The 24,750-nt window shown below is 63.0% G+C and carries 23 protein-coding genes; 9 read left to right on the plus strand and 14 right to left on the minus strand.

All coding sequences use genetic code 11. From position 1 onward, the window contains the following. Positions 1–15: 15 nt before the first annotated feature. Both C9990_RS11115 and C9990_RS11120 read left to right on the plus strand, forming a co-directional pair. Positions 16–1,236 (plus strand): putative DNA modification/repair radical SAM protein, encoded by a 1,221-nt coding sequence (locus tag C9990_RS11115; RefSeq protein ID WP_106803315.1) that lies wholly within the window; start codon positions 16–18, stop codon positions 1,234–1,236. Next, positions 1,233–2,114 carry a TIGR03915 family putative DNA repair protein gene (locus tag C9990_RS11120; protein WP_065903994.1) on the plus strand — a complete coding sequence of 294 codons (882 nt, stop codon included), beginning with the start codon at positions 1,233–1,235 and terminating at the stop codon, positions 2,112–2,114. Before C9990_RS11115 ends, C9990_RS11120 begins: the two co-directional genes overlap by 4 nt. Before the next feature lie 332 nt (positions 2,115–2,446). Here C9990_RS11120 and C9990_RS11125 read toward each other — a convergent pair whose 3' ends face one another. The 7 genes from C9990_RS11125 to ctlX form a co-directional block, all read right to left on the minus strand. Then, complete coding sequence (locus tag C9990_RS11125) at positions 2,447–2,944, minus strand: Lrp/AsnC family transcriptional regulator (protein ID WP_065903991.1); 498 nt, start codon at positions 2,942–2,944, stop codon at positions 2,447–2,449. Between the two features lie 5 nt (positions 2,945–2,949). After that, the gene (locus C9990_RS11130) at positions 2,950–3,780 is read right to left on the minus strand and encodes an ABC transporter ATP-binding protein (RefSeq protein WP_371920630.1); all 831 of its coding nucleotides are present in this window, start codon (positions 3,778–3,780) and stop codon (positions 2,950–2,952) included. 3 nt (positions 3,781–3,783) lie between these two features. Beyond that, positions 3,784–4,497 (minus strand): ABC transporter permease, encoded by a 714-nt coding sequence (locus C9990_RS11135; protein WP_065903984.1) that lies wholly within the window; start codon positions 4,495–4,497, stop codon positions 3,784–3,786. Further along, positions 4,494–5,195, minus strand: coding sequence for an ABC transporter permease (locus C9990_RS11140; protein WP_106803316.1), 702 nt, complete (start codon positions 5,193–5,195; stop codon positions 4,494–4,496). Before C9990_RS11140 ends, C9990_RS11135 begins: the two co-directional genes overlap by 4 nt. 168 nt (positions 5,196–5,363) lie before the next feature. Then, entirely contained in the window at positions 5,364–6,143 is a 780-nt protein-coding gene (locus C9990_RS11145) for an ABC transporter substrate-binding protein (protein ID WP_106803317.1), read from the minus strand. A gap of 379 nt (positions 6,144–6,522) precedes the next feature. Continuing rightward, the gene (locus tag C9990_RS11150; RefSeq protein WP_106803318.1) at positions 6,523–7,569 is read right to left on the minus strand and encodes an ornithine cyclodeaminase; all 1,047 of its coding nucleotides are present in this window, start codon (positions 7,567–7,569) and stop codon (positions 6,523–6,525) included. A gap of 11 nt (positions 7,570–7,580) precedes the next feature. Beyond that, a complete protein-coding gene (gene ctlX / locus C9990_RS11155) occupies positions 7,581–8,507 on the minus strand; it encodes a citrulline utilization hydrolase CtlX (protein ID WP_065903973.1) in 927 nt (308 codons plus the stop codon). A 285-nt stretch (positions 8,508–8,792) separates the two neighbouring features. On the opposite strand from ctlX, the gene C9990_RS11160 reads away from it, so the two are divergent. Next, positions 8,793–9,689, plus strand: a complete 897-nt coding sequence (locus tag C9990_RS11160; RefSeq protein WP_083221379.1) for a GNAT family acetyltransferase — start codon at positions 8,793–8,795, stop codon at positions 9,687–9,689. Positions 9,690–9,805: 116 nt separating this feature from the next. Here C9990_RS11160 and C9990_RS11165 read toward each other — a convergent pair whose 3' ends face one another. The 5 genes from C9990_RS11165 to C9990_RS11185 form a co-directional block, all read right to left on the minus strand. Further along, positions 9,806–10,825, minus strand: coding sequence for a branched-chain amino acid aminotransferase (locus C9990_RS11165; protein WP_065903971.1), 1,020 nt, complete (start codon positions 10,823–10,825; stop codon positions 9,806–9,808). A 226-nt stretch (positions 10,826–11,051) separates the two neighbouring features. Next, complete coding sequence (gene lpdA, locus C9990_RS11170; RefSeq protein ID WP_106803319.1) at positions 11,052–12,431, minus strand: dihydrolipoyl dehydrogenase; 1,380 nt, start codon at positions 12,429–12,431, stop codon at positions 11,052–11,054. 4 nt (positions 12,432–12,435) lie between these two features. Then, entirely contained in the window at positions 12,436–13,692 is a 1,257-nt protein-coding gene (locus C9990_RS11175) for a dihydrolipoamide acetyltransferase family protein (protein WP_106803320.1), read from the minus strand. Continuing rightward, positions 13,693–14,751, minus strand: a complete 1,059-nt coding sequence (locus tag C9990_RS11180) for an alpha-ketoacid dehydrogenase subunit beta (protein ID WP_106803321.1) — start codon at positions 14,749–14,751, stop codon at positions 13,693–13,695. It abuts the gene before it with no gap. A gap of 1 nt (position 14,752) precedes the next feature. Next, positions 14,753–15,988: a 3-methyl-2-oxobutanoate dehydrogenase (2-methylpropanoyl-transferring) subunit alpha gene (locus C9990_RS11185; RefSeq protein WP_065903960.1), complete on the minus strand. Its 1,236-nt coding sequence runs from the start codon at positions 15,986–15,988 to the stop codon at positions 14,753–14,755. Positions 15,989–16,183: 195 nt separating this feature from the next. Between C9990_RS11185 and bkdR the strand changes: the two genes are divergently transcribed. Beyond that, positions 16,184–16,672 (plus strand): Bkd operon transcriptional regulator BkdR, encoded by a 489-nt coding sequence (gene bkdR, locus C9990_RS11190; RefSeq protein WP_056861361.1) that lies wholly within the window; start codon positions 16,184–16,186, stop codon positions 16,670–16,672. 810 nt (positions 16,673–17,482) lie between these two features. Here the strand turns inward: bkdR and C9990_RS11195 are convergent. After that, entirely contained in the window at positions 17,483–18,346 is an 864-nt protein-coding gene (locus tag C9990_RS11195; protein WP_106803322.1) for an MBL fold metallo-hydrolase, read from the minus strand. A 94-nt stretch (positions 18,347–18,440) separates the two neighbouring features. Here C9990_RS11195 and C9990_RS11200 point away from each other — a divergent pair, with 94 nt between their 5' ends. The 5 genes from C9990_RS11200 to C9990_RS11220 all read left to right on the plus strand — a co-directional run bounded on the left by C9990_RS11200 (position 18,441) and on the right by C9990_RS11220 (position 24,037). Continuing rightward, entirely contained in the window at positions 18,441–18,776 is a 336-nt protein-coding gene (locus C9990_RS11200; RefSeq protein ID WP_053256978.1) for a metalloregulator ArsR/SmtB family transcription factor, read from the plus strand. 50 nt (positions 18,777–18,826) lie between these two features. Then, complete coding sequence (locus C9990_RS11205) at positions 18,827–20,071, plus strand: FAD/NAD(P)-binding oxidoreductase (protein WP_106803323.1); 1,245 nt, start codon at positions 18,827–18,829, stop codon at positions 20,069–20,071. After that, positions 20,072–20,878 carry a sulfite exporter TauE/SafE family protein gene (locus C9990_RS11210; protein ID WP_106803324.1) on the plus strand — a complete coding sequence of 269 codons (807 nt, stop codon included), beginning with the start codon at positions 20,072–20,074 and terminating at the stop codon, positions 20,876–20,878. It abuts the gene before it with no gap. Between the two features lie 119 nt (positions 20,879–20,997). Continuing rightward, on the plus strand, positions 20,998–22,143 hold the full coding sequence (nosP, locus tag C9990_RS11215) for a nitric oxide-sensing protein NosP (protein ID WP_065903949.1): 1,146 nt from the start codon (positions 20,998–21,000) through the stop codon (positions 22,141–22,143). After that, positions 22,085–24,037 (plus strand): NahK/ErcS family hybrid sensor histidine kinase/response regulator, encoded by a 1,953-nt coding sequence (locus C9990_RS11220; protein ID WP_106803325.1) that lies wholly within the window; start codon positions 22,085–22,087, stop codon positions 24,035–24,037. The genes nosP and C9990_RS11220 overlap by 59 nt, the downstream gene beginning before the upstream one ends. Positions 24,038–24,057: 20 nt before the next feature. Here the strand turns inward: C9990_RS11220 and C9990_RS11225 are convergent, their stop codons facing one another. Further along, positions 24,058–24,723, minus strand: a complete 666-nt coding sequence (locus C9990_RS11225; RefSeq protein WP_065903944.1) for a response regulator transcription factor — start codon at positions 24,721–24,723, stop codon at positions 24,058–24,060. Positions 24,724–24,750 lie beyond the last annotated feature (27 nt).

Here is a 24,750-nt window from a genome sequence, read left to right on the forward strand (position 1 = left end):
TATCGGTAGCCCTCCATGCAGTTGATCGAAAAACTCAGCATCCTCGCCGACGCCGCCAAGTACGACGCCTCCTGCGCGAGCAGCGGCGCGCCCAAGCGCAGCTCGGAGGGCAAGGCGGGGCTGGGTTTCACCGACGGCATGGGCATCTGCCACAGCTATACCCCGGACGGGCGCTGTGTGTCGCTGCTCAAGGTGCTGCTCACCAACTTCTGTCTCTACGACTGCCAATACTGCGTCAACCGCCGTTCCAGCGATGTGCCCCGCGCACGTTTCAGCCCGGAGGAGGTGGTGACCCTGACCCTGGATTTCTACCGGCGCAATTGCGTCAGCGGGCTGTTTCTCAGCTCGGGCATCATCCGTTCGGCCGACTACACCATGGAGCAGCTCGTCCGCGTGGCCAAATTGCTGCGCGAAGAACATGACTTTCGCGGCTACATCCACCTCAAGACCATCCCGGAGGCTGACCCGGCGCTGATCGCCGAGGCCGGGCGCTACGCCGATCGGCTGAGTGTGAATATCGAGTTGCCCACCGATGCCAGCCTGCAGACGCTGGCGCCGGAGAAACAGATCGGCTCGATCAAGCAGGCCATGCAGACCATCTACACCGGCGAACAGACGGTATTCAACGAACCGCGCGCGCCGCGTTTTGCCCCGGCCGGGCAGAGCACGCAGATGATCGTCGGCGCCGATGATACCGACGACAGCACCATCCTTCATGGGGCCGAGGCGCTGTACGGCAACTTCAAGCTGCGCCGCGTGTATTACTCGGCTTTCAGCCCGATCCCCAACAGCCCGAAAAGCGTGCCGCTGGCCGCGCCGCCATTGATGCGCGAGCACCGCTTGTACCAGGCGGACTTCCTGCTGCGCAGCTACGGCTTCAGTGCCGGTGAGTTGTTCCAGGGCCCCGGCCACCTGGCCCTGGACATCGACCCCAAGTTGGCCTGGGCGCTGGAACATCGCGAGGTGTTCCCGCTGGACCTCAACCGCGCCGAGCCGACGCTCATCGCCCGTATCCCTGGCATTGGCCTGCGCACCACCCAACGCCTGGTCGACCTGCGGCGTGAGCGCAAGATCCGCTTCGAAGACCTGGCACGCATGCGTTGCGTGCTGGCCAAGGCCAAGCCGTTTTTCATCACCAGCGATTACCACCCGCAGCAGGCCGACAGCACCAGCGTGTTGCTGCGCGAACAATTGCGCGACCGCCCGCAGCCGCAACAGATGGGGCTGTGGGGATGATCAGCCTCGAATGCGACAACCTCTTCAGCACCTGGCGCGAGCAGGCGCGCTGGTTGCTCAGCCATCAGGTCGACCCCAGCCAGGTGAGCTGGGGCGAGGCCGAGGTGGCGGACCTGTTTGCCACCGACGAGCCGATTCCGGCGGGGCTTGGTCCGTTCCAGGCGCGGATTCCCAAGGCACTCCTGGAGTTGCTCGAGTCGGCTGCCTGTTACCACGGCGATCAGCGCTGGAGCCTGTTGTATGAGGTGTTATGGCGCGTCAGCCATGGCGACCGCACCGCGATGCTGGCGGGGGACAAGCTCGGCAGCGAGCTGCAGCGGCGGATCAAGCAGGTGAGTCGCGAGGCCCATCACTTGCACGCGTTTGTGCGCTTTATCGCTGTGCCAGCAGAGGCGGGGCCGGAGTTGCCGGAGTACGTCGCCTGGCATGAGCCGGCCCATGACATCCTGAAAAGCGCGAGCCAGCACTTTATCGGGCGCATGGGACGCCATCGCTGGATGATCGCTACGCCGCTGGATGGGGTGTATTACGACGGCGAACAGTTGATTCATCAGCGCGAGTGCCCCGAGGCCTGGCAGCAACTGGCGCAGAATATCGAAGACCCGCACAGTGCCATGTGGTTGACCTACTACAGCCACATCTTCAACCCGGCGCGCTTGAACCCCAAGGTCATGGAAGGCCACTTGCCCAGCCGGTTCTGGAAGAACCTGCCGGAGGGCAAGTTGATCCCGGGATTGATCAGCGAAGCGCGCACCGGCAAGCAGAAGGATGGGCAGGCAAAGCTGATTGGAGCCCGACCCGGAAAGAGAATAGCCAATCCGATCAATGGCGGCGCTGGCTTGCCGGCGATGGCGGCGGGTCAGTTGGATCAACGTTGACGGGTGCACCGCTATCGCAGGCAAGCCAGCTCCCACCTTTGGTTGTATTCCAAGGTTGGAACCGGATTGTGTCGCCAGCTCGGATATTGGCAAGCCCCAATCCCCAGCCCAAACAGCGATCAACACTGTGGGAGCGGGCTTGCCCGCGAAAGCGGTGTATCAGTCGCCGAAAATGGTGGCTGATCTACCGCCTTCGCGAGCAAGCCCGCTCCCACATTGGGTTGTATTCCAGGGGTGGGACGGGGTTGTATCGCCCGCTCGGATATTGGTCGACACCCAATCCCACACACACACACACATACGGGATCTTCATGGTCCAGGCAGGTAGGGCCTCAGGTCAGTTCGGTGGCGGTGTTCTTGACCACCGCCAACTCCGGGTGCGCGACCAGTTTGTCGATGTGCAATTCATCATTGTTCAACCAGGTCTCGGTCAGCACCCGGTAGTGTTCCATGTCGCGGCAGCGCATGCGCAGGCTGTAGTCGAACGGCCCGCTGATCAACTGGCATTCGAACACCTGCGGACAGGCCTTGATGCAGGCTTCGAAGGCCTTTTGCGCCGAGCGGCCACTCTGGTTGGACAAGGCCACCAGCACCAGCAGCGACAGCCCCGGTGAGACCATCTGCACATCGATGATCGCCCCATATCCACGGATCACCCCGCGTCGCTCCAGCTTGCGCACCCGTTCCAGGCAGGGCCTGGGCGTGAGGTGCACCAGCGACGAGAGCTTTTCGTAGGTGATACGTCCCTGATGGCGCAGTACGTCGATGATTGCCTCGTCGATGCGGTCCAGCGCAGGGGAAGAATGGGGTCCGTTGGCCTTGGTATCCATGGGTTTCACTTCAAACGGTTGGAAAGAAATTGCTGCAAGCGCTCGCTGCTGGGGTGGTCGAGAATCTCGGCGCCGCCTTGTTCCTCGACCCGACCCTGGTGCAAAAACAACACTTGGCTGGACACCTGGCGGGCAAAGCCCATCTCGTGGGTGACCATCAGCATGGTACGACCTTCCTCGGCCAACGTCTGTATGACTTTGAGGACTTCTCCTACAAGTTCCGGGTCGAGTGCCGACGTCGGCTCATCGAACAGAATGATTTCCGGCTCCATCGCCAATGCGCGTGCGATAGCCACGCGCTGCTGCTGGCCACCGGACAGGAACGCCGGGTATTGATCCGCCACACGGCCGGGCAGACCGACCTTGTCGAGGTACATGCGTGCACGTTTTTCCGCGTCGGCGGCACTCACGCCAAGCACCCGGCGCGGCGCCATGGTGATGTTTTCCAGCACGGTCATGTGGCTCCACAGGTTGAAGTGCTGGAACACCATGGCCAGGCGCGTGCGCAGATTCTGCAGTTGCTCCTGGTGCGGCGCGCGGGTGCCGGCGCGGCCCTGGCGCATTTCGATGCTGATGCCATCCAGGGTGATCACCCCGGCATCGGGTTGTTCGAGAAAGTTGATGCAGCGCAGCATCGTGCTCTTGCCCGAGCCACTGGCGCCGATCAGGCTGATCACATCGCCGTTGCGTGCGTTGAGGGACACGCCCTTGAGCACTTCGTGTTCGCCGTAGCGTTTATGGATGCCTTCGACTTGCAGCTTGACGGCCGCCGTTGCAGTTTTGCTGACGGGCATGTCGACCGGATAAGTGGCCAGGGCCTGCGCGGACTGATTCATGGGTTAGCCTCGGGTAGGAACAAGAAAACGCATCCAGCGACGTTCGGCCAGTCGGAACAGGCCCACCAGTGCAAAGGACAGCAGCATGTAGAGCAAGGCGGCGATGCCGAAGGCCTGGAACGTCAGGAACGTCTCGGCGTTGGCATCGCGGGCCACCTTGAGGATGTCGGCGACGGTGGCGGTGAACGCCAGCGACGTGGCGTGCAGCATCAGGATCATTTCGTTGCTGTAGGCCGGTAACGCACGGCGCAAGGCGGCGGGGACCACCACAAACAGGTTGAGACGCCAGCCGTGCAGGCCGTAGGCGCGTGCGGCTTCGATTTCGCCATGGGGAATGTTGCGGATCGCGCCGGCGAAGATTTCCACGGTGTAGGCGCAGGTATTCAGCACGAACGCCAGCAAGGTGCAGTTGAGCGCGTTGCGGAAAAACTGGTTGAGCAGGGCGTTGTCCTGCACCACCTCCAGGCTGTACAGCCCGGTGTAGCAAATCAGCAGTTGGATATACAGCGGCGTGCCGCGAAACAGGTAGGTATAGACCTCCACCGGCCAGCGCAGCCAGAAGTGCTCCGAGACGCGCGCGAGTGCCAGCGGGATCGACAGGACGAAGCCGAACACCACTGAGATAATGAACAGCCACAGGGTCATGGCGACGCCGGACAGCCCCGCGCCATCACTGAACAGATAGGCCAGGCCGTATTGCTGGAACAGTTCGATCATCGCGCCATCCCCTTGATGCCGAGGTTGTAGCGCCGCTCAAGGCGCTTGAAGATGCGGTTGGACAGGGTGGTGATCACCAGGTACACGAGGCCGGCGAGGATCAGGAAATACAGCGGCTCGTTGGTGGTCTTGCCAGCGTTTTGCGCGGCCTTGACCAGGTCTGACAGGCCGATGATCGACACCAGCGCGGTGGACTTGAGCAGCACCAGCCAGTTATTGCCCAGGCCCGGCAGGGCAAAGCGCATCAGTTGCGGGAACAGCACCAGGTGAAAGCGCTGCCAGCGGCTCAGGCCGTAGGCGGTGGCCGCTTCGAGTTGGCCGACCGGCACGCTGAGGATCGCACCGCGAAAGTTCTCGGTGAAATACGCGCCGTAGATAAAACCCAGGGTGATCACCCCGGCGGTGAATGGGTCGATTTCAAAGTAATCCCAGCCGAACACTTCGCTGAGGTCGTTGAGCCACAGTTGCAGGCTGTAGAAGATCAGCAGGATCAGCACCAGGTCCGGCACGCTGCGGATCAGCGTGGTGTAGAGCGTGGCCGGCACCCTTAGCCATTTGGCGCTGGAGAGTTTGGCGCCAGCCGCGATCAGGCCGAGGGAGAGGCTCAGGGCCAGCGCGAGGAACGCCAGCTTGAGCGTCATCCAGGCGCCCTGGGCCAGCATCGGGCCGTAGCCTTGCAGGTTGAGGAGTTCGTTCATGGGAGAGTCTCTAAGGGGCGCAGACGACCCTTGTAGAGCCGGCTGATGGGGGAGGGGCTTGCCCCCGATAGCAGTGGGTCAGTCCATACCAGTGTCGACTGACACGCCGTCATCGGCGGTAAACCCCCTTGCGCACAAGCCAGGTCCTACAGGGGTGAGGCGTTGGCATCACTCGTTGTAGATGTCCTGGTCGCCGAAGTACTTCTTCTGGATCTTGGCGTAGGTGCCATCGGCCTGGACGGCGGCGATGCCTTTGTTGATCAGCTCGCGCAACGCCTGGTCGTTCTTGCGCAGGCCCATGGCGATGTCCAGCGGCAGGGTCGGGTCCTTGAAGGCCGGGCCGGTCTTGAAGTCGGCGCCTTCAGGCTTGGACAGGAAGTTGAGCTGGGCTTCGAGCTTGTCGGTCAGGGTGGCATCGAGACGGCCGTTCTGCAGGTCGGCGTAGTTTTGCTCCTGGGACTGGTATGCCTTGATCTGCGCGCCCAGCTTGGCCAGGTGCGCGCGGGCGTAAGCTTCCTGCAGCGAGCCTTGCAGCACGCCGACCTGCTTGCCGTTGAGGGATTGCGGGGTGTCGCCAAAGTCGGCGTTTTTGCGGGTGATCACCGACGTTGGGCTGAGGAACAGCCGGTCGCTGAAGTCGATGACTTTCTCGCGTGCCGGGGTCACGGCCATGGACGACATGATGGCGTCGAATTTGCGCGCGCGCAGGGCCGGGATCATGCCGTCGAATTCGTTGTGCACCCAGGTGCATTTGACCTCGAGCTTGGCGCAGATGGCGTTGCCCAATTCGATATCGAAGCCTTGCAGGCTGCCATCGGCGGCCACGGATTCGAAGGGGGGATACTCGGGGAATACGCCGAAGCGGATTTCTTGCCAATCCTGGGCGTGGGCAGCGGTTGCACACAGTGGCAACAGCAATGCAGCGAAAAGTGATCGCAGTGGAGTCATGTGTATTCCCTATATTTTGTAATTGATGTCAGGGCAGTAAACGGATCAAGCAATGTTTTCCAGGGTGCAGGGCTCTTCGTGGCGAGGGGGCTCGCCCCCCTTGGACTGCGCAGCAGTCCTCAATCCTGTCACCGTGTCTTTTGGGTCGTTCGTGGAGCATGTACGGGGCCGCTTCACAGCCTGTCGCGGGCAACCCCGCTCGGCACAGAGAATGCTTCATAGTGGTGCGTTTTTTGTGTCGTTTGGTTGGGGGTTAAAGCGCAAATTGCGCTGTTAAAACTGCCAATGCAGCGGAATCGGCTGCCGTACCCGCTGAATCGGCTTTTGACCCCCTCAATTCTGGCCTGCCCCCGGCGCAAAGCGGCAGGCCAGAGCGGTCTCAGGCGCGCTTTTTCTGCTGTACGCGGGGTTGTTGGGCCAAGCGCGCAAACAGGTCTTTCGGGTCGGCGAGGTCCGGTACCAGTTCCAGTTCGCTGCCCACGTCCAGCGCCTTGGCCACGTCCAGGACGTAGCGCAGGGCCGAGTAGTCTTCGATGGCAAAACCGACCGAATCGAACAGGGTTACCTGGCGCGCATTCTCGCGGCCGGGCTGTTGGCCGTTGATCACCTGCCACAGCTCGGTCACCGGCGAATCTTCCGGCATGTGCTGGATTTCACCTTCGATACGGCTTTGCGGTTCGTACTCGACGATCACGCGGGCACGCTCGACGATACGTCGGTCCAGCTCGGTCTTGCCCGGGCAGTCGCCGCCCACGGCGTTGAGGTGCATGCCGGGTTCGATCATGTCATCGGTGAGGATGGTGGCGTAGGCCTTGTCGGCAGTGACGGTGGTGACGATGTCCGCACCCTTGACCGCTTCCGCCACGCTGCCGGCGAGGATCACTTTGATCGCCGGGAAGGCCTTGAGGTTGGCCGCCAGCTTGGCGGTGGCCTTGGCGTCGATATCGAACAGGCGGATTTCGTTGATGCCGAGCATGGCATGGAAGGCCAGGGCCTGGAACTCACTCTGCGAGCCATTGCCGATCAACGCCATGCTGCGGCTGTTGTCGCGGGCCAGGTAGCGGGCGACCAGCGCCGACGTCGCGGCGGTACGGATTGCCGTGGTCAGGGTCATCTCCGCCAGCAGCACCGGCTTGCCGGTGTCGACGTCACCCAGGGCGCCGAAGGCCATGACGGTGAGCATCCCGGCCAGGGTGTTCTTCGGGTGGCCGTTGACGTACTTGAAGGCATACAGCGAGGCGTCCGAGACCGGCATCAGCTCGATCACGCCGTCCGGCGAATGGTTGGCCAGGCGCGCGCATTTTTCAAAATCCTGCCAGCGCAGGTAGTCGGCGCGGATGTACTCGGCCATCTCGGTGATGCAGGTTTGCAGGCCTTTTTGCGAGACCAGGTAGCTGAGATCGTTGACGTCGATATAACGGGTCATGGCAAGACTCCTTATTGAAATGAGGGACGGGCCGGCAGATGCACTTCGGCCAGCATGCAGCGGGCACTGCCGCCGCCGATGCGTTCGATGTTGTCGATGTTCACCACCACCGGCCGGGTGTGGCGTTCCACGTGCGCACGCTGGGCCGGTTGCAGGGCACCCCAGGCGCTGGCCGACATCACCAGCAGCGGCTGGCCGTCGCGGTCGTGGACTTCAAGCATGTTGCCGGCGAAGGCTTCGAGCTGGTCGAAGTCGAGGGCGAGGATGTCTTTGCCGGTGTCACGCAGGGAGCGTTCCAGGGCCTGGCGCTCGTCGGCATGGGGCAGGGCTTGCAGGCACACCACCGAGAGGTCGCGGCCGACGCTCATCATCACGTTGCTGTGGTAGATCGGCGCGTGGTGGCGGTCGACGGCGTGGAACACGCACAGTTGGTAGTCGAGGCGTTCGGCGAACTGGCGCAGGGCGTCGTGATGGGTGCGCCCGGAGTGGCAGGCGTAGCTGATGCGATGCTGGCGGTCGAGCACCATGCTGCCGGTGCCTTCGAGGAAGATGTTCTGTTGTTCGAGGTGACTCAGGTCGATGGTGTGCTTGATCGCAAAGCGCTGTTCCAGCACTTGCAGCACGCCTTTGTTGCGCTCCAGTCGTCGGTTCTGCCCTTCCATCGGGTACAGCACCAGGCTGCCGTCGGCGTGGCTGCTCCACCAGTTGTTGGGGAAAATCGAATCGGGAGTGTGGGGCGCCGGCGTGTCCTGCACCACCAGGACTTCCACGCCGTGCTGGCGCAGGGTGTCGACATAGCCATCGAACTCTTCCAGCGCTTTGTGCTGTGCACTGAGCGGGTCAAGGGGCGGGCGCTGGAAGCGGTTGTTGATCGCGGTGTCCGGGTTGAAGGCAAAGCGCGCCGGGCGAATCATCAGGACGGTGTTGGTGGTTTGCATGGGTGCACGGATCCATGGGGTTGAGCAGTGGCGCTATTTTGTCGCTTGTGCGGGATGAATCCCGGCTGAAACGAAGGGGTGGCTCAGCCGGGAAAGCTGAAAAGGTGGGTAAGGCAGCCGAATCGGCTGTAAGGGTTGGAGCAGGGGCGAAAGGTGGGAGCGGGCTTGCTCGCGAATGGGGTCTGTCAGTACTGGATTGGCTGACTGACACTGCGCATTCGCGAGCACGCCCGCTCCCACATTGGTATGGTGGCGTCTGCCAAACCGCCGCAGCAAGGAGCAATTATGTCGACCGCTGTCCGTACTGCCCAACCCGCCGATGCCGAGGGAATCAGCCAGGTCATCCTGGCGGCCTTGCACAGCAGCAATGCGCGGGATTACCCCGCGGATGTGATTGCCCGGGTAGCGGCTAACTTCACCCCCGATGCAGTGCTGGCATTGCTGACGCGCCGGGTGGTGCTGGTGGCGGTGCAGGAACAGGTGATTGTCGCCACGGCCGCCCTGGACGCCAATGTGGTGCGCTCGGTGTTCGTCAATCCGGCGCTGCAAGGGCAGGGCATTGGCCGGCTGTTGATGATTGAAATCGAAGTGCGCGCCCGCGAGGCCGGGGTGACGGTGTTGAGTGTGCCGTCTTCGCTGACCGCCGAACCGTTCTATACCAAGCTGGGGTTTCAAACGGTCCGCGATGTTTACCACGGCAACGAGCGCACCTTGGTGATGGAGAAGACGCTGTTGTCGCGCCATCCCATCGGGCTTTATCGCGACCGCCAGCACCGGGCGCAGGTGGTGGCGTTGTGGCAGGAGGCATTCGGGTATGACACCGCGCACAACCTGCCAACCCTGGCTATTGATAAGAAGCTGGCCGTCAACGATGGGCTGTTTTTCGTGGCAACGGATAAGAAGGTGGTGATCGGCACGATTCTGGCCGGCTACGACGGCCATCGCGGCTGGCTGTATTCGGTAGCCGTGCACGCTGACTATCGGCGTCATGGCCTGGGTTCCTCGCTGGTGCGCTATGCCGAGCAGGCATTGACGGCCCTGGGCTGCATGAAGATCAATCTGCAGGTCACCAGTGGCAACGAGGCGGTGGCGGGGTTCTACGAGGCGTTGGGGTATGGGGTGGAGGCGAGGATCAGCATGGGCAAGAAGATTGCCGCGAACATCCCCAAGAGCGGGGCATAAACCGGTAGGAGCCGGCTGCCGGCGATGAGGCCCTTGAATCCAATTCAGTATTCAAGGTAGCCATCGCCGGCAAGCCGGCTCCTACAGGGTCGTGTGGCTCAGCCGGCTGTGGGCTGTCAGACCTTGACGATCCAGCCCGCCGGGGCTTCGATGTCGCCGGTTTGCACGCCGGTCAGCTCTTTGTAGAGCTGCTGGGTGATCGGGCCGACTTCGGTTTCGCTGTGGAACACGTGCAGCTTGCCGTTGTACTGGATGCCGCCGATTGGCGAGATCACGGCGGCAGTGCCGCAGGCGCCGGCTTCCTTGAAGTCCGCCAGTTTGTCGATGAACACTTCGCCCTCGATCACTTCCAGGCCCAGGCGGGTCTTGGCCAGTTCGATCAACGACAGGCGGGTGATGCCTGGCAGCACCGAAGGCGACTTCGGCGTGATGAACTTGTTGTCGTGGGTGATCCCGAAGAAGTTCGCCGAACCGACTTCCTCGATCTTCGAGTGGGTCATCGGGTCCAGGTAGATCGCGTCGGCGAAACCGGATTTCTTCGCCTCGGAACCCGGCATCAGGCTGGCGGCGTAGTTGCCACCGACCTTGGCGGCACCGGTGCCCTGTGGCGCGGCGCGGTCGAAGGTGGAGATCTGGAAGTTGTGCGGCACCAGGCCGCCCTTGAAGTAGGCGCCGACCGGGATCGCGAACACCGAGAAGATGAACTCCGGCGCGGTACGCACGCCGATGTTGTCACCGGTGCCGATCACGAACGGGCGCAGGTACAGCGCGCCGCCACTGCCGTACGGCGGGATGAAGCGCTCGTTGGCCTTGACCACTTGTTTGCAGGCTTCAATGAAGTCTTCGGTCGACACATGTGGCATCAGCAGGCGGGCGCAGCTGCGTTGCATGCGGGCGGCGTTCTGGTCCGGGCGGAACAGGTTGATCGAGCCGTCCTTGCAACGGTAGGCCTTGAGGCCTTCGAAGCACTGCTGGCCATAGTGCAGGGCGGTGGAGCCCTCACTGATGTGCAGCACGTTGTCGTCGGTCAGGGTGCCTTTTTGCCACTCACCGTCTTTCCAGACCTGGAGAAACCGTTTGTCGGTCTTGATGTAGTCAAAACCCAGCTTGTCCCAATTGATGCTTTCGTTACCCATGACACCCTCTATCTCTGGTCAACCGCCTGGTCGAAGGCAGGCTTGTCGGTTTTTTTCTGGATGGGCGCAACAATACTTCATTCTTGGCCGGTGTGGGAGCGGGTGGGCGGGCCATTCAGCAGCTGTATTGGCAGATCCACCGCTATCGCAGGCAAGCCAGCGCCCCCATTTGCAATGCATTTTACCTGTGGGAGCTGGCTTGCCTGCGATGGTCTCCCCGCGGTTGTTAAAGGTGCAGCGCGTGGCCCAGGGCCCTTAAAGCGGCTTCCTGCACGGCTTCGCCGAGCGTCGGATGGGCGTGGATGGTGCCGGCCACGTCTTCCAGGCGCGCGCCCATTTCCAGGCTCAGGCCGAAGGCGGTGGACAGCTCGGACACGCCGACGCCCACGGCCTGCCAGCCGACGATCAGGTGATTGTCCCGCCGCGCCACCACCCGCACGAAGCCGGTTTTCGACTCCAGGGTCATGGCCCGGCCATTCGCCGCGAACGGGAAACTCGACACGATGCAATCCAGTCCGGCCGCCTTGGCCTCGTCCGGGGTCTTGCCGACCACTACCAGCTCGGGGTCGGTGAAACACACGGCCGGGATGGCGGCCGGGTTGAATTCGCGGGACTTGCCGCTGATCAGTTCGGCGACCATTTCACCCTGGGCCATGGCGCGGTGCGCGAGCATCGGTTCGCCGCTGAGGTCGCCGATCGCCCACACATTGCGCATGCTGGTCTGGCAACGGCTGTCGATCTTGATCGCGGCGCCATTCATTTCCAGGTTCAGTGCCTCGAGGTTCCAACCCTGGGTGTTGGGTCTGCGACCCACGGCAACCAGTACCTGATCGGCGTCCAGCGACACGGTGTCGCCATTCGGATCGCGGACCTGCAGGCTATTGTTGTCGAACCCGGTGACACTGTGCTTGAGATACAGCTTCACGCCCAGGTGCTTGAGGGATTCGGCCACCGGCTGGGTCAGCTCGGCGTCGTAGGCGGGCAGGATGCGGTCCTGGGCTTCGACGACGCTGACTTGCGCGCCAAGCTTGCGATAGGCAATCCCCAGTTCCAGGCCGATATAACCGCCACCGACCACGATCAGGCGCTTGGGCACGCGAGTTGGCGCCAGGGCCTCGGTGGAGGAAATGATCGGCCCGCCAATCGGCAACATCGGCAGGTTGACGCTTTTCGAACCGGTGGCCAGCAGCAGGTGCTCGCACTGGATGCGCTGGTCGCCGACGTCGATGGTCTTGCCGTCTACCACCTTGGCCCAGCCGTGGATCACCTGCACCTTGTGCTTCTTCAGCAGCGCGGCAACGCCGGTGGTCAGGCGGTCGACGATGCCATCTTTCCATTCCACGCTCTTGCGGATGTCCAGGGTTGGCACGTCCACTTCGATGCCCAGTTGCGAGCCCTGGCTGTGGTGGATGGTTTGCTGGAACTGTTCGGCCACGTGGATCAGGGCCTTGGACGGGATACAGCCGATGTTCAGGCAGGTGCCGCCCAGCGCCTGGCCTTCCACCAGGATGGTCGGGATGCCCAGCTGGCCAGCCCGGATTGCTGCCACGTAACCGCCAGGTCCGCCGCCGATGATCAGCAGCGTGGTATTCAATGTCTGAGTCATGCCCTTACTCCAGGAACAGGCTGGCGGGTTGTTCGAGCAGGCCACGGATGGCCTGGATGAATTGCGCCGCGTCCATGCCATCGACCACGCGGTGGTCGAAGGAGCTGGAGAGGTTCATCATCTTGCGCACCACGATCTGGCCCTTGATCACCATCGGTCGCTCAACGATACGGTTGACGCCGACGATGGCCACTTCGGGCAAGTTCAGCACCGGGGTGCTGACGATGCCGCCGAGCGCGCCCAGGCTGGTCAGGGTAATGGTCGAACCCGACAATTCATCGCGGCTGGCCTTGCCATTGCGTGCGGCCGTGGCCAGGCGCGCGATTTCCTCGGCGTTGCCCCACAGGCTGCGGGCTTCGGCGTGTCGCACCACCGGTACCATCAGGCCGACGTCGCTCTGGGTGGCGACACCCACATGCACCGCGCCGAGGCGGGTGATGACCTGGGCTTCGTCGTCATAGCGCGCGTTGATCTGCGGGAAGTCGCGCAACGCCACGACCATCGCCCGCACGATGAACGGCAGCAGGGTCAGCTTGCCGCGGGTGGCGCCATGCTTCTCGTTGAGGTGCACGCGCAGCTCGTCGAGGGCGGTGACGTCGATCTCTTCCACGTAGCTGAAATGCGCGGCGCGCCGGGTAGCATCCTGCATGCGCTGGGCGATCTTGCGGCGCATGCCGATCACCGGGATCTGTTCTTCGCTGGTGCGTTCGGCGTAGGGGTTGGCAGCGCTGTGATGGTGCGCCGGGCGCTGCAGCAAGTAAGCGTCCAGGTCTTCGTGCAGAATGCGCCCCGCCGGGCCGGAGCCCTGGACCAGGCGCAGCTGGATCCCGGCATCCAGCGCATGCTTGCGCACGGCGGGGGAGGCCAGCGGGCGTTCGTCGGCTTCACGCGCCACGGGCGCCTGGGCCTTGATGACTGCCGGTGCCGGCTTGCTTTCAACCGGCGCCGGTTTGGCTTCGACCACGGCAGCGGCTTGCACTGGTTCACTTACCGCAGGCGCTTCCTTGGCGTTACCGGCGCCTTCGACTTCAATACTGATCAAGATACTGCCCACGGCCATGACTTCACCCGGCTCGCCGCCGAGGGCAATCACCTTGCCGTGCACCGGCGAGGGAATGTCCACCATTGCCTTGTCGGTCATTACATCCGCCAGCACCTGGTCTTCGACGACCATGTCGCCGACCTTCACGTGCCACACCGACAGTTCAACTTCCGCGATGCCTTCGCCAATGTCCGGCATCTTGATAACGTGCGTGCCCATTCAGACCTCCATGACCCGTTTCAACGCCGCGCCCACTCGGGACGGCCCTGGGAAATACGCCCACTCCTGCGCGTGCGGGTAGGGGGTGTCCCAACCGGTGACGCGTTCGATCGGCGCTTCCAGGTGATGGAAACAATGCTCCTGCACCAGCGACACCAACTCGGCACCAAAGCCGCAGGTGCGGGTGGCTTCATGCACCACCACGCAACGGCCGGTCTTTTTCACCGACTTGACGATGGTTTCCAGGTCCAGTGGCCACAGGCTGCGCAGGTCGATGACTTCGGCGTCGATGCCGGTTTCCTCGGCGGCAACTTGCGACACATACACGGTGGTACCGTAGGTCAGCACGGTGACGGCCGAGCCCGGACGCACGATGGCGGCCACGTCCAGCGGCACGGTGTAGTAACCGTCCGGCACCTGCGCTTGCGGGTGCTTGGACCACGGCGTCACCGGGCGGTCGTGGTGGCCGTCGAACGGGCCGTTGTACAGGCGCTTGGGCTCGAGGAAGATCACCGGGTCATCGTTTTCGATCGAGGCGATCAGCAGGCCCTTGGCGTCATACGGGTTGGACGGCATCACGGTGCGCAGGCCGCAGACCTGGGTGAAGACCGCTTCGATACTCTGGCTGTGGGTCTGGCCGCCGTAGATGCCGCCGCCGCAAGGCATGCGCATGGTCAGCGGCGCTGTGAACTGGCCGGCCGAGCGATAACGCAGGCGCGCGGCTTCGGAGATGATCTGGTCGGTCGCCGGGTAGACGTAGTCGGCGAACTGGATTTCTGCCACCGGACGCAGGCCATAGGCGCCCATGCCCACGGCCACGCCGATAATGCCGCTTTCGGAGATGGGCGCGTCGAACACCCGCGAACTGCCGTACTTGGTCTGCAAGCCTTCGGTGCAACGGAATACGCCGCCGAAGTAACCGACGTCCTGGCCGAATACCACCACATTGTCGTCACGCTCAAGCATCACATCCATGGCCGAGCGCAGGGCCTGGATCATGGTCATGGTGGTGGTGGTCATGGCGGTTTCCAATTCGATGTTGTTGTTGTGATCGTTCATGTCAGATCCCCAACTCTTGACGCTGGCGCTTCAAGTGCTCCGGCATCTCTTTATAGACGTCTTCGAACATGGTCGCGGCGCTTGGAATCTGGCCACCGGCCAGGGTGCCGTACTGTTCGGCTTCTTTCTGGGCCGCAATCACTTCGGCTTCCAGTTCAGCGCTGACCGCCGCGTGCTCCTCTTCGGACCACTGGCCAATCTTGATCAGGTGCTGCTTGAGACGGGCAATCGGGTCGCCCAGCGGGAAGTGACTCCAGTCGTCGGCAGGCCGGTATTTGGACGGATCATCGGAGGTTGAGTGCGGACCGGCGCGGTAGGTGACCCATTCGATCAGGGTCGGGCCGAGGTTGCGGCGCGCACGCTCGGCAGCCCAGGCGGAGGCGGCGTACACCGCGATGAAATCGTTGCCGTCGACCCGCAGGGAAGCGATGCCGCAGCCCACGCCGCGTCCGGCGAAGGTGGTGGCTTCACCGCCGGCGATAGCCTGGAAGGTGGAGATTGCCCATTGGTTGTTGACCACGTTGAGGATCACCGGCGCGCGGTAGACGTGGGCGAAGGTGAGGGCGGTGTGGAAGTCCGATTCGGCCGTGGCGCCGTCGCCGATCCAGGCGGAGGCGATCTTGGTATCGCCCTTGATCGCCGAGGCCATGCCCCAGCCCACACCTTGCACGAATTGTGTGGCGAGGTTGCCGGAAATGGTGAAGAAACCCGCGTCCTTGACCGAGTACATGATCGGCAGCTGGCGACCCTTGAGCGGGTCGCGCTCGTTGGACAGCAGTTGGCAGATCAGGTCCACCAGCGGCACGTCGCGGGCCATCAGGATGCTTTGCTGGCGGTAGGTGGGGAAGCACATGTCGTCGATGTTCAAGGCCAGGGCCTGGGCGCTGCCGATGGCTTCTTCGCCAAGGCTTTGCATGTAGAACGACATTTTTTTCTGACGCTGGGCGACGACCATGCGGTTGTCGAAGATGCGCGTCTTGAGCATCGCGCGCATGCCTTTGCGCAGGATCTCCACCGGGACGCCTTCGGCCCACGGGCCCAGGGCCTGGCCCTGGTCGTCGAGGACGCGGATCAGGCCCTTGGCCAGGTCGGCGGTGTCGGCGGGTTCTACGTCGATGGCGGGTTTGCGCACCAGGCCGGCGTCGGTCAGGCGCAGGTAGGTAAAGTCGGTCTTGCAGCCGGGGCGGCCTGAGGGTTCAGGCACGTGCAGGCGCAGTGGTTCGTACTGCTGGGTCATGGCTTTCTACGCTCTATCTTGTGAATTTCTTGTAGTGGGCGCGCTAGCTGACAGTCAGTCTTCGGGTAGAAGAAATCTTGTCCTACAACAATCATAGGCGTGGCGTAGAAGAATATTTATCTGTGTTTCATTGCGCTCGGGATCATTTGCGGATAAAAAAACTGCATAAACATAATAAACAGGTGATTTTGTCTCATGCGCAAACTGGACCGTACCGATATCGGCATTCTCAACGCCCTGCAGGAGAATGCGCGGATCACCAACGCCGACCTCGCCCGCTCGGTCAACCTGTCGCCGACGCCGTGTTTCAACCGGGTCAAGGCGATGGAGGAACTTGGGCTGATTCGTGACCAGGTCACGCTGCTCGATGCCGACCTGCTGGGGCTGCACGTCAACGTGTTCATCCATGTGAGCCTGGAAAAGCAGAACGAACTGGCGTTGCAGCAGTTCGAGGGGGCGATTTCCGACCGTCCCGAAGTGATGGAGTGCTACCTGATGGCTGGCGACCCGGACTACCTGATCCGCGTGCTGGTGCCGACGATCCAGTCGCTGGAGCGCTTCATGATGGATTTCCTGACCAAGGTGCCGGGCGTGGCCAACATCCGCTCCAGCTTTGCGCTCAAGCAAGTGCGCTACAAAACCGCGCTGCCGCTGCCGGCCAATGGCATCAGCCTCGGCAATTGATTGACACCGCTCTCACAGATCCAAACACAGCCCAACATGTGGAACCTGGCTTGCCTGCGAAAGCGCTGGGCCAGCCAGCTTATCTGCACCTGATACACCGACATCGCAGGCAAGCCAGCTCCCACACGGGATCGATGTTTTTACAGTGGGTTGAGGGCGATCTTCAGGTACGTCACGCCATTCTCCTCAGCCGGCAATAACCTCGACATCCCTAACCCTGACACAACCGAGGACAAATGTGGGAGCTGGCTTGCCTGCGAAAGCGGTGGGCCAGCCAGCTTATCTGCACCTGATACACCGCCTTCGCGAGCAAGCCCGCTCCCACAGGGGATTAGGGGTGAGGCCTAGGTCCCCGGGTGCATGGAGATCGAATGTGGGAGCTGGCTTGCCTGCGAAAGCGGTGGGCCAGCCAGCTTATCTGCACCTGATACACCGCCATCGCAGGCAAGCCAGCTCCCACACGGGATCGATGTTTTTACAGTGGGTTGAGGGCGATCTTCAGGAACGTCACGCCATAATCCTCAGCCGGCAATAACCTCGACATCCCCAACCCTGACACAACCGAGGACAAATGTGGGAGCTGGCTTGCCTGCGAAAGCGGTGGGCCAGCCAGCTTATCTGCACCTGATACACCGCCTTCGCGAGCAAGCCCGCTCCCACAGGGGATTGGGGGTGAGGCCTAGGTCCCCGGGTGCATGGAGATCGAATGTGGGAGCTGGCTTGCCTGCGAAAGCGCTGGGCCAGCGAGCTTATCTGCACCTGATACACCGCCATCGCAGGCAAGCCAGCTCCCACACGGGATTGACGTTTTTACAGTTGGTTGAGGGGGATCTTCAGGTACGTCACGCCATTCTCCTCAGCCGGCGGCAGATTGCCCGCGCGCACGTTCACCTGGATCGCCGGCAGCAGCAATGTCGGCATCCCCAGCCCGGCATCGCGCGTGGTGCGCATCTCGACAAACGCGTTTTCATCGACCCCGTCATGCACATGAATATTGCCCGCGCGCTGCTCGGCCACGGTCGTCAGGCACTTGGCCTCGCGGCCCTCGGGCGGATAGTCATGGCACACATACAGCTGGGTCTGCGGGGGAAACGCCAAGAGCTTGCGCATCGACGCATACAACTGCCGCGCATCGCCGCCGGGGAAGTCGCAGCGCGCCGTGCCCACGTCCGGCATGAACAACGTGTCGCCCACCAGGATCAACTGGTCGTCGATCAGGTAAGCCATGTCCGCCGGCGTATGCCCCGGCACGTGCAGCGCCTGGGCCTTGAGGTTGCCGATATGAAACACCTCGTCCGGCGCAAACAGGTGGTCGAACTGCGAGCCGTCCACGCGAAACTCCGGCTCCAGGTTGAACAGGTGCTTGAAGACGCCCTGCACCTTGCTGATGGACGCGCCGATGGCAATCTTGCCGCCCAGGAGGCGGCGCAGGTACGGCGCCGCGGACAGGTGATCGGCATGCGCGTGGGTTTCCAGCAGCCATTGCACGTGCAGGTCGTGCTCGCGGACGAAGGCGATGACCTTGTCGGCCTGGGCCGTGTCGGTGCGCCCCGAAGCCGGGTCGTAGTTGAGCACCGAGTCAACGATGGCGCAGGGGCCACCGTCGGTTTCATGCACGACGTAGGTGTAGGTCGACGATGCCTCGTCCAGAAAGGCTTGAATCAACGCTGGCATGGCGGCGGTCCCTGGTGAAGAAAAAAGTGGTTACAATCAGTTTACATTTACACATAATGTTTTGAGCTTAAGTGACAGAAAGGACCCGAGGCAAATGGAATCTACTCTGAGTGAGGGCGAAGTCGCCCAGTTGCGCGCATCGGCGTCCAAGGCCTGTTCCTTGCTCAAGGCGCTGGCCAACGAAGACCGTTTGTTGATCCTCTGCCAGCTGACCCAGGGCGAGCGCAACGTCGGCGAGCTGGAAACCATGACCGGCGTGCGCCAACCGACGCTGTCACAACAGTTGGGCATCTTGCGCGATGAAGGGTTGGTCGCCACCCGTCGGGAAGGCAAATACATCTTCTACGGGCTGGCCAGCCACGAAGTGATCCAAGTGATGAAGACCTTGTCCGGGCTGTACTGCGGCGCGGTCATGAAAAGCTGGGCGTGACGCCATCCGGCAGCGACCCTTGTGTGCATGTATAAGAAAGGCGATCGACCATGAATGACCAACACTGGGGCCCTACCATCAGTGGCGATATCGTAGTCATCGGCGGCGGTTCGGCGGGCATCGGCCTGCTGGCCAGCCTGCTCAAGCGCGACCCCCACCTGAACATCACCCTGATCGAACCCAGCGACCACCATTGCTACCAGCCGGCCTGGACGTTGGTGGGCGGTGGTGCCTATGACCTGGAAAAGACCCGCCGCCCGCTGGCCGATGTGCTGCCCAATGGCGTGACCTGGGTGCAGGCTGCGGTCACCGAGCTGTTGCCCGACGAACACACCCTGGTACTCGACAACGGCCAGCGCGTGACCTGGCAGAACCTCATCGTCTGCCCCGGCCTGCGCCTGGCCTGGGAGAAGATCGAGGGGCTGCAGGACACGCTGGGCCGCAATGGCGTGACCTCCAACTACAGCTATCAGTACGCGGCCTACACCTGGCAGTTGGTGCAGCAATTGAAGGGCGGCAAGGCGATCTTTACCCAGCCGGCGATGCCGATCAAATGCGCGGGCGCACCGCAGAAGGCCCTGTACCTGTCCTGCGACCATTGGCTCAAGCAAGGTCATCTGAACAATATCGACGTCGAATTCAACCTCGCCGGTGCGGCGCTGTTTGGGGTCGCGACCTTCGTGCCGCCGCTGATGAAATACGTGGAGAAGTACAACGCCCGCCTGGCATTCAATGCCAACCTGGTGAAAGTCGACGGCCCGGCACGCAAGGCCTGGTTCGACGTGAAGGATGCCGAGGGCAACGTCACCGTGGTCGAGAAATCCTTCGACCTGCTGCACGTGGTGCCACCCCAGGTCGCACCGGAGTTTATCCACCAGAGCGCACTGGCCGACGCCGCCGGTTGGTGCGAAGTGAACCCCCATAGCCTGCAACACCTGCGCTACCCGCACATCTTCGGGCTGGGCGATGTGTGCGGCACCACCAATGCCAAGACCGCTGCCGCCGTGCGCAAGCAAATCGTGGTGGTCGCCGAAAACCTGCTGGCCCTGCGCAAACAGGCACCATTGCCGCTCAAATACGACGGCTACGGCTCCTGCCCGCTGACGGTGGAGAAGGGCAAGGTGGTGCTGGCCGAGTTCGGCTATGGCGGCAAGCTGTTGTCGACCTTTCCCCTCGACCCGACCCGCGCGCGGCGTTCGATGTGGTTCCTCAAGGCGACGTTGCTGCCGTGGTTCTACTGGAACGGCATGCTCAAGGGTCGCGAGTGGCTGACCCGCTTGAGCAAGGTGGACTGAATGCTGCTGGCGAGTGTTTTAGGCATCTTGATGGGCCTGGTCATGGGCTTGACCGGCGCGGGCGGCGGCATCCTTGGCGTGCCGGCGTTGGTGCTCGGCTTGGGCCTGAGCATGACCCAGGCCGCGCCCGTGTCCTTGCTGGCGGTGGGTGCGGCGGCGGCGGTGGGTGCGATTGACGGCCTGCGCCATGGCCTGGTGCGGTACCGTGCCGCGCTGTTGATCGCCTTGCTCGGCGCGCTGTTCTCGCCGCTGGGGGTGTTCCTTGCCCACCAGATGCCGGAAGCGCTGCTGATGGGCCTGTTCAGCGCGCTGATGGTGCTGGTGGCCTGGCGCATGTTGCAGCGCGAAAAGGTCGAAGCCGGGCCGAGTGACCATGGCGCCGCGTCCTGGGGCCAGAAGAACTGCATGCTCGACCAGCAGACCGGGCGTCTGGCCTGGACCGCCAAGTGCAGCGCGACACTCGCCGCCCTTGGTGCGGTCACGGGCGCCGTGTCCGGCCTGCTCGGGGTCGGCGGTGGCTTCCTGATCGTGCCGGCGTTCAAGCAACTCACCGATGTGCAGATGCGCGGCATCGTCGCCACTTCGCTGATGGTGATCAGCCTGATCTCGCTGATCGGCGTGGTCGGCGCGTTCCACGCCGGTGTGCGCATCGAGCCGATGGGCTGGGTGTTCATCGCCGCGAGCATTGTCGGCATGTTGATCGGCCGACGCCTGTGCTCGGTGATTCCCGCGCGAACCCTGCAGGTCGGGTTTGCCAGCCTGTGCGTGCTGGTGGCGGCCGGCATGTTGGTCAAGGCGGCGGTCTGATGTGAAACGCCGCGACGCCACGACAATTCATCCCATCGCATCCCCCCACCCAGTACCCAAGTAGCATAGGTCCCACCCCCGGGCCTTCGTACACTCATGCTTCAGAGGGGGAACCAGCGATGCACAACAGTGAAGGCGTAGTCAGTGCCATGTCCCAGGCCGCCGATGCCGGGCAGGCGGCCGAGGAGTTGGCGCGGCAACTGCTGCATCCGTACCTGGGGTTCGTGCTGTTTTTCTGTTCCGCTTCCTACGACCTCCAGGCACTCGGCCAGGCCCTGCAGCAGTGCTTTGGCAGTGTGCGTGTGGTGGGTTGCACCAGTGCCGGCGAGATCACGCCCCAAGGTTATGGCCGCAATTGCATCACGGCGGTGGGGTTCAATCACGCGCACTTCTCCATTGCCACCGAACTCATCGACCAGGTTGAACACTTCAGCCTGATCAACGCCCAGGACATGGTCGAGCGGCTGGTCGGCGGCTGTCGCAGCAATACCCTGGCGCCGATCAAAGGCAATACCTTCGCCCTGACCTTGCTCGATGGCCTGTCCAGCCGTGAAGAAATGGTGCTCGCCGCCCTCAGCGCGGCGCTCGGCGACATCCCGCACTTCGGCGGTTCGGCCGGCGACGACAACTTCCTCACCGACACCCACGTGTACTTCAACGGCGCTTTCCACAGCGGCGCGGCGGTGGTGGTGCTGGTCAACACCTGGCTGGACTTCGAGGTCTTCACCACCCACCACATCCTGCCGCGCACCGAGAAGCTGGTGGTGACCGGCGCCGACAGCCCGTCACGCCGTGTGTTCGAGCTCAACGCCGAACCCGCCGCCGAGGAGTACGCGCGGCACATCGGCGTGGCCGTGGCCGACCTCGACCACCGCCTCTTCGCCGCCCACCCCCTCGCGGTGCGCATCCACGACCAGTACTACGTGCGCGCGATCCAGCAAGTGCACGCCGACCTGAGCCTGAGTTTCTACTGCGCGGTGGAAAACGGCATCGTCCTCACCGTGATGAAGCCCGGGCCGATCCTGCCGAACCTGCAAGGCCTGTTCGATGGCCTGCACGCGCGGCTCGGCGACCTGCTGCTGACCATCGGCTGCGACTGCTTCCTGCGCCGCCTGGAGCTGGAAGACACCGGCACCCTGGAGCAGATCGGTGGCTTGCTGCGTGACCAGCGGGTGATGGGGTTCAACACCTACGGAGAACAGTTCAATGGCATGCACATCAACCAGACCTTCACCGGGGTCGCCATTGCCCGTGGCCGGCGCTGAGCTGCTCGCCGAGGTCGCCCGGCTGCAACAGGACAACCACAAGTTGGCGCGGATCAATGCGGCGCTGATCGAGCGCATCGAGTCCGGCATGACCCAGGGCAACAACCCCTACACCACCTTTCAGCATTCGGTGGTGCTGGCCGAGCAAGTCCGCGAACGCACCGACGCGCTGAACCAGGCGATGGCCGAACTCAAGGCCAGCAACCACCTGCTGATCAACGCCCGGCTGCGTGCCGAAGCCCTGCGCGGCGAACAGGTGGCGGCGCAGCAGGCCCAGGCCAGCGAGCGCTGGATTCGCCTGATCACCGACAACGTGCCGGCCCTGATCGGCTACCTGAATGCCGACCTGGTCTACGAGTTCACCAATAAAGTCTATGAAGAATGGTACTGCTGGCCGCGCGGGATGATGCTTGGCCAGAGCCTGCGCGAAGTCCACAGCGAGCAGCATTGCCAACGCCTGGATGCCTACGTCGCCCGCGCCCTGGCCGGGGAGAGCGTGACCTTTGAGTTCGCCGAGACCAACATCAATAACCAGGAGCGCTACATGCTGCGCTCCTATGTGCCGAACATGCTCGCCAACGGTGAAGTGGTGGGGATTTTCGTGCTGATCCGCGACATCACCGAACGCCGGCGCACCGCCGAAGCCCTGCACCAGGCCTATCAGCACCTGGAGCAGCGCGTGGCCCAGCGCACCTCGGAACTGACCTCGCTCAACGGCCAGTTGTTGAAGGAAATCGACGAGCGCCGGCGCATGGAAGCACGCCTGCGCGAGGCCAAGCGCGAGGCCGAGCAGGCCAACCTGTCGAAAACCAAATTCCTCGCTGCCGTCAGCCACGACCTCCTGCAACCGCTGAACGCGGCGCGGCTGTTTACCAGTGCATTACTGGAACGCCCCAGCGAAACCCTGGTGCGCAACGTGAGCAATTCCCTGGAAGACGTGGAAAACCTGCTGGGCACCCTGGTGGATATTTCCAAGCTGGATGCCGGGGTGATCAAGGCCGATATCGCCCCGTTCGCCCTGAGCGAGTTGCTCGATAACCTGGCGGCGGAGTACACCGAGCTGGCCCGCAGCGAAGGCCTGCAGTTGCATTTTGTCGGCTGCTCGGCGCTGGTGCACAGTGACATCCAGCTGCTCGCGCGGATCCTGCGCAACCTGCTCAGCAACGCGATTCGCTACACCTACAAGGGCCGCGTGGTGCTGGGCTGCCGACGCCAGCACCAGCGCGTGTTGATCCAGGTGTGGGACAGCGGCATGGGCATTGCCGAGGAGCGGCTGGAGGAGATTTTCCAGGAGTTCAAGCGCGGTGATGTGCAGCGCCCGGACCAGGATCGCGGCCTGGGCCTGGGGCTGGCGATCGTGGAGAAAATCGCCGGGATACTCGGCCATCGCATCAGCGTCAGGTCCTGGCCGGGCCAGGGCTCGATGTTTTCGGTGGAGATGCCGTTGAGCACCACCGCGCCCAGGTCCTTGCCGATACCGTGCATGAGCGAGCCGCTGCTGGAGCGCCTGCAGGGCGCGCGGGTGTGGGTGCTGGATAACGATGCGGCGATCTGCGCGGGAATGCGCACCTTGCTCGAAGGCTGGGGCTGTTGCGTAGTGACGGCGTTGTCAGAGCAGGACCTGGCGCGGCAAGTGGACAACTACCATGCCGAGGCGGACCTGCTGATCGCCGACTACCACCTCGACCACGACCAGAACGGCGTGGACGCCGTCGCCCGCATCAACGCCCGGCGCGGTCGTGCGATCCCGGCGATGATGATCACCGCCAACTACAGCAATGAGTTGAAGCTGCAGATCCGCGAGCTGGGGCACACGCTGATGCACAAGCCGGTGCGGCCGATGAAGCTCAAGACGGCGATGAGTCACTTGCTCGGCCAACACGTCGCCCTGTAGGCGTGGGGAGCTGGGCAGGATCAGCGACGCAGGTAGGAGCCGAAATCAATGTCCCCGGCACTGAGGATCGCCTGCACCCGGTTATGCACATTCAATTTGCGCAGGATCGCCGACACGTGAGCCTTCACCGTGGTCTCGGCAATCTCCAGGGTGTAGGCGATCTGCTTGTTCGACTCGCCCTTGGTCATGCGCTCCAGCACCAGCAGCTGCTTGCGGGTCAGGGCTTGCAGCAGCTCGGGGGCGAAGCCGGGGTTTTCGTTGAGGCGCCGGTGCGTGCCGGGCTTCTGGGTGCGGATGATGTCCGGCGGCAGGTACACATTGCCGTTGAGAATCTGCTGGATCGCCTCGGTCATCTGCAGGCGCGGCGAAGACTTGGTGATAAACCCCACGGCGCCATAGGTGATGGCCTGCAGCACGATCTGCTTGTCCTGCTCGGCGGAGACAATCACCACCGGGATGGTCGGCGATTCGTTGCGCAGGTTGATCAGGCCATTGAGGCCGTGCATGCCGGGCATGTTCAGGTCGAGCAGGATCAGGTCGAGGTCGTCGTGTTCCTGGGTCAGCGCGAGGGCACTGTCCAGGTCGGCGGTTTCCATCACGTCGCTGCCGGGGAACCCGTCGCTGATGACGTTATGGATCGCCTCGCGAAACAGCGGGTGATCGTCGGCAATCAGAATTTTGTACATGGCCGTTCACCTTCTTGTTGTGGATTT

Origin of the sequence: Pseudomonas sp. S5D5, from assembly GCF_003013355.1 — a bacterium.
Taxonomy (GTDB): Bacteria; Pseudomonadota; Gammaproteobacteria; order Pseudomonadales; family Pseudomonadaceae; genus Aquipseudomonas; species Aquipseudomonas aylmerensis.

What these genes read in the sequence shown, in the direction of transcription:
- C9990_RS11115 (WP_106803315.1), top strand. Translation starts at nt 16, where the DNA reads ATGCAGTTGATCGAAAAACTCAGCATCCTCGCCGACGCCGCCAAGTAC.
- C9990_RS11120 (WP_065903994.1), top strand. Translation starts at nt 1,233, where the DNA reads ATGATCAGCCTCGAATGCGACAACCTCTTCAGCACCTGGCGCGAGCAG.
- C9990_RS11125 (WP_065903991.1), bottom strand. Translation starts at nt 2,944, where the DNA reads ATGGATACCAAGGCCAACGGACCCCATTCTTCCCCTGCGCTGGACCGC.
- C9990_RS11130 (WP_371920630.1), bottom strand. Translation starts at nt 3,780, where the DNA reads ATGAATCAGTCCGCGCAGGCCCTGGCCACTTATCCGGTCGACATGCCC.
- C9990_RS11135 (WP_065903984.1), bottom strand. Translation starts at nt 4,497, where the DNA reads ATGATCGAACTGTTCCAGCAATACGGCCTGGCCTATCTGTTCAGTGAT.
- C9990_RS11140 (WP_106803316.1), bottom strand. Translation starts at nt 5,195, where the DNA reads ATGAACGAACTCCTCAACCTGCAAGGCTACGGCCCGATGCTGGCCCAG.
- C9990_RS11145 (WP_106803317.1), bottom strand. Translation starts at nt 6,143, where the DNA reads ATGACTCCACTGCGATCACTTTTCGCTGCATTGCTGTTGCCACTGTGT.
- C9990_RS11150 (WP_106803318.1), bottom strand. Translation starts at nt 7,569, where the DNA reads ATGACCCGTTATATCGACGTCAACGATCTCAGCTACCTGGTCTCGCAA.
- ctlX (WP_065903973.1), bottom strand. Translation starts at nt 8,507, where the DNA reads ATGCAAACCACCAACACCGTCCTGATGATTCGCCCGGCGCGCTTTGCC.
- C9990_RS11160 (WP_083221379.1), top strand. Translation starts at nt 8,793, where the DNA reads ATGTCGACCGCTGTCCGTACTGCCCAACCCGCCGATGCCGAGGGAATC.
- C9990_RS11165 (WP_065903971.1), bottom strand. Translation starts at nt 10,825, where the DNA reads ATGGGTAACGAAAGCATCAATTGGGACAAGCTGGGTTTTGACTACATC.
- lpdA (WP_106803319.1), bottom strand. Translation starts at nt 12,431, where the DNA reads ATGACTCAGACATTGAATACCACGCTGCTGATCATCGGCGGCGGACCT.
- C9990_RS11175 (WP_106803320.1), bottom strand. Translation starts at nt 13,692, where the DNA reads ATGGGCACGCACGTTATCAAGATGCCGGACATTGGCGAAGGCATCGCG.
- C9990_RS11180 (WP_106803321.1), bottom strand. Translation starts at nt 14,751, where the DNA reads ATGAACGATCACAACAACAACATCGAATTGGAAACCGCCATGACCACC.
- C9990_RS11185 (WP_065903960.1), bottom strand. Translation starts at nt 15,988, where the DNA reads ATGACCCAGCAGTACGAACCACTGCGCCTGCACGTGCCTGAACCCTCA.
- bkdR (WP_056861361.1), top strand. Translation starts at nt 16,184, where the DNA reads ATGCGCAAACTGGACCGTACCGATATCGGCATTCTCAACGCCCTGCAG.
- C9990_RS11195 (WP_106803322.1), bottom strand. Translation starts at nt 18,346, where the DNA reads ATGCCAGCGTTGATTCAAGCCTTTCTGGACGAGGCATCGTCGACCTAC.
- C9990_RS11200 (WP_053256978.1), top strand. Translation starts at nt 18,441, where the DNA reads ATGGAATCTACTCTGAGTGAGGGCGAAGTCGCCCAGTTGCGCGCATCG.
- C9990_RS11205 (WP_106803323.1), top strand. Translation starts at nt 18,827, where the DNA reads ATGAATGACCAACACTGGGGCCCTACCATCAGTGGCGATATCGTAGTC.
- C9990_RS11210 (WP_106803324.1), top strand. Translation starts at nt 20,072, where the DNA reads ATGCTGCTGGCGAGTGTTTTAGGCATCTTGATGGGCCTGGTCATGGGC.
- nosP (WP_065903949.1), top strand. Translation starts at nt 20,998, where the DNA reads ATGCACAACAGTGAAGGCGTAGTCAGTGCCATGTCCCAGGCCGCCGAT.
- C9990_RS11220 (WP_106803325.1), top strand. Translation starts at nt 22,085, where the DNA reads ATGGCATGCACATCAACCAGACCTTCACCGGGGTCGCCATTGCCCGTG.
- C9990_RS11225 (WP_065903944.1), bottom strand. Translation starts at nt 24,723, where the DNA reads ATGTACAAAATTCTGATTGCCGACGATCACCCGCTGTTTCGCGAGGCG.